Here is a 3,123-nt window from a genome sequence, read left to right on the forward strand (position 1 = left end):
AGTTCGATGCTGTCGCCGCTGGCGAAGTGGTTTTTCGCTTCAATGGTGGCAAGGCCCGTCGCCGCGTCAAAGGCGATGACCTCGCCGACGAATTGCTGCGTGGCGGCGTTCGATGAACCGGTGGCGTAGTTTTGTTGTGCCTTGATTTGCCGGCGCACAAAGAAGCCGTCGGTGTAGCCGCGATTGGCGAGGCCTTCGAGGCTGTCGCTGAGGCCGGGGTCGAAGGGGCGGCCGGCGCGGGCGTCATCGATGGCACGGCGGTAGAGTTGCGCGGTGCGCGCCGCGTAGTAGAAGGATTTGGTGCGACCTTCGATTTTCAGGCAGTCCACGCCGATTTTGACCAGTTCGCCGACGTGCTCAATGGCGCGCAGATCGCGGCTGTTCATGATGTAGGTGCCGTGTTCGTCCTCGGTGATTTCCATGTATTCGCCGGGGCGGTTCGTTTCTTCGAGGTAGTAGGTGCGGTCGGCGAGCGGGTGGCGCTCTTGCGGGTCGGTGAGTCCTTGCAGCGCGTCGGGGGAGAAGATGCGGTCGGGCGTGGGGATGAATTCGCCCTCGCTTTCTTCGGTGGCGCCGTGGGTTTTGTATTGCCAGCGGCAGGCGTTGGTGCACACGCCCTGGTTGGGGTCGCGGTTGTTGAAGTAGCCGGAGAGCAGGCAGCGGCCAGAGTAGGCGATACACAAGGCACCGTGCACGAAGACTTCCAGCTCGATGTCCGGGCAGCGCTCGCGGATTTCGCGGATTTCGTCCAGCGAGAGTTCGCGCGAGAGGATGATGCGGCTGATGCCGTTTTTTGCCCAGAATTTGACGCTGGCCCAGTTCATGCTGTTTGCCTGCACGGAGAGGTGGATGGGCATGTCGGGGAAGGCGTCCTTGACTAGCATGATGAGGCCGGGGTCGGACATGATGCAGGCGTCCGGTCCTGCTTTGAGCGAGGGGCTGAGGTCGCGGATGGCGGTTTGCAATTTGTAGTTGTGCGGCATGGCGTTCACGGTGAGGTAGAACTGCTTGCCCAGCGCATGTGCCTCGTTGATGCCGGTTTGCAGGTTTTCGTCGTTGAACTCGTTGCCGCGCATGCGCAGGGAGTAACGCGCCGCGCCCGCATAGACGGCATCCGCGCCGTAGGCAAAGGCGTAGCGCATGGTTTTCAGGGAGCCGGCGGGGGCGAGGAGTTCGGTGTGTCGCATGGTGTGTCTCGATAGCGTGGCAAAGGCGCGCATTATAGCGGCCTGTCTGTGGCACAATGCCCGCCCCTTTCCTATTGATTGATTGCAGGAGTTGTTATGCAAAAACGCATGAATGTCGAGAGTTTCAACCTCGACCACACCAAAGTGAAAGCCCCCTACCTGCGCCTTGCCGACAAGAAACAGGGCGAGCACGGCGACGTCATCTACAAATACGACCTGCGCATCTGCCAGCCGAATCAGGAACACATGGAAATGCCCGCGCTGCACTCGCTGGAACACCTGATGGCGGAACTCTCGCGCAACCACAACGGTCATGTGGTGGACATCTCGCCGATGGGCTGCCAGACGGGGTTCTATGTGTCGCTTCTGAACGAGCCGGAGTATCAAACGGCGCTGGACTTGATTGAAAAGACCCTGCGCGACGTGCTGGAAGCGACGGAAGTCCCGGCCTGCAACCCGGTGCAGTGCGGCTGGGCGGCGAGCCACAGTCTGGAAGGCGCGCAGGCACTGGCGCGCAAACTACTGGACAAGCGCAGCGAGTGGGAAACTATCTTTGCCTGATGGCGCGCCAAGCGGATAACGGCAGACCGGCGACGGTCTGCCATTTTTATGCGCCGTTCCGGACGACGCCGGGACGGTATCGGCCACCGCTTGCCATTCCTCTTTGAGGGGGAATATGGTTGCGGGCGGGGAGACGCGCAGTTTGCGCGCAGACAATCATCGGAAAAAAGACTGTCCGCCGCCCTGTTTGGCACAGAAAATGCAAACATTACAAAAACAACACCCATCAGGGAAACGGCATGTCACAACAAGCCAACCTCTACGAAATCCTCGCCGCCTGGCAGCGCAACCGCCGCCAGCGCTTCACCGACCGCACCGTCCTCGAACTGTGGCAGCGGCGGATGCTGACCCGTCTCTTCAAGGAAACCCTGCCGCAGAGCCCCTACTACCGGGCCTTCCTCAAAGAACCCATCGAAAACTGGCCGGTGATGAACCCCGTTGACCTCACCCGCCATTTCAACGAAATCAACACCCTCGGCGCCAGGCACGAAGAAGTCTTCGCCCTCGGCGTGCGTGCCGATATCTCGCGCGACTACGCCTACTTTGCCCGCGACTACACCCCGCTTCTCTCCGCTGGCAGCAAAGGCCGCCGCCGGGCCTATATCCTCAGCCACGAAGAGCGGGTGGATCGCATCGGCACCGTCCTTGCTCGTCTCTACCCGGACGAACTGCCGGAAGGCACCAGCATCGCCTGGTACTTCCGCAGCAACAACGCCCCCTACTACACCCTGCAAACGGACACCCTCGAAATCCGGAGCTACGACCTGCAAGAACACCCCTCCTACCTCGCCAAAAAACTACAACACCAGCAGCCGCACCTCATCATCGCCCCGGCCAGCATCCTCCTGCACATCCTCGCCCTCATCATGGACGGCCGCCTCGAACTCGAACGCTGCACCCGCGTTTATAACAGCGGCGAAGTGATGACCGCGCGCGACCGCCTCGCCCTGCGCCGCCAGTTCGCCACCGTCGGTGACATCTATCAGGGCGTGGAAGGAATGCTCGGCATCACCTGCGCGCATGGCCGCCTGCACCTCTGCGAAGAAAAATACCTCATCGAAAAAGAATGGCTGGATGACACCCACTACATCCCGCTCATCACCTCGTTCACCGCCCACGCCCTGCCGCTGGTGCGCTACCGCATGGACGACGTGCTGCAACACGACCCGCAGCCCTGCCCCTGCGGCAACTGCACCGACAGCGTGCGCGCCATCGAAGGCCGCACCGACGACATCTTCATCCTGCCCTCGCCGAGCATCATCCGCCGCATCAAAATCTACCCGCAGACCAGCCACCACACCCTCGCCCGCCTGCTGCCGTGGAAAAACGACTACCGCCTGAGCCAGCACAGCCCGACCGGCATCACCCTCACCGC

3 protein-coding genes are annotated in these 3,123 nt (G+C 61.6%); 2 read left to right on the forward strand and 1 reads right to left on the reverse strand.

What is annotated here, in order from left to right; genetic code table 11:
• Positions 1–1,187 (reverse strand): tRNA 5-hydroxyuridine modification protein YegQ (gene yegQ, locus Q0562_RS00005; RefSeq protein ID WP_298639481.1); only part of this gene is annotated, 1,187 nt, incomplete at its 3' end.
• Positions 1,188–1,283: 96 nt separating this feature from the next.
• Here yegQ and Q0562_RS00010 point away from each other — a divergent pair.
• A complete protein-coding gene (locus Q0562_RS00010; RefSeq protein WP_298639486.1) occupies positions 1,284–1,748 on the forward strand; it encodes an S-ribosylhomocysteine lyase in 465 nt (154 codons plus the stop codon).
• A gap of 239 nt (positions 1,749–1,987) precedes the next feature.
• Positions 1,988–3,123 (forward strand): F390 synthetase-related protein (locus tag Q0562_RS00015; protein WP_298639490.1); only part of this gene is annotated, 1,136 nt, incomplete at its 3' end.

Source organism: uncultured Cardiobacterium sp. (assembly GCF_938028825.1).
In the GTDB taxonomy this organism is placed as follows: domain Bacteria; phylum Pseudomonadota; class Gammaproteobacteria; order Cardiobacteriales; family Cardiobacteriaceae; genus Cardiobacterium.

Bases quoted from the DNA above. Each gene is read 5' to 3' on its own strand.
- Q0562_RS00010 (WP_298639486.1), top strand. From the start codon at position 1,284: ATGCAAAAACGCATGAATGTCGAGAGTTTCAACCTCGACCACACCAAA.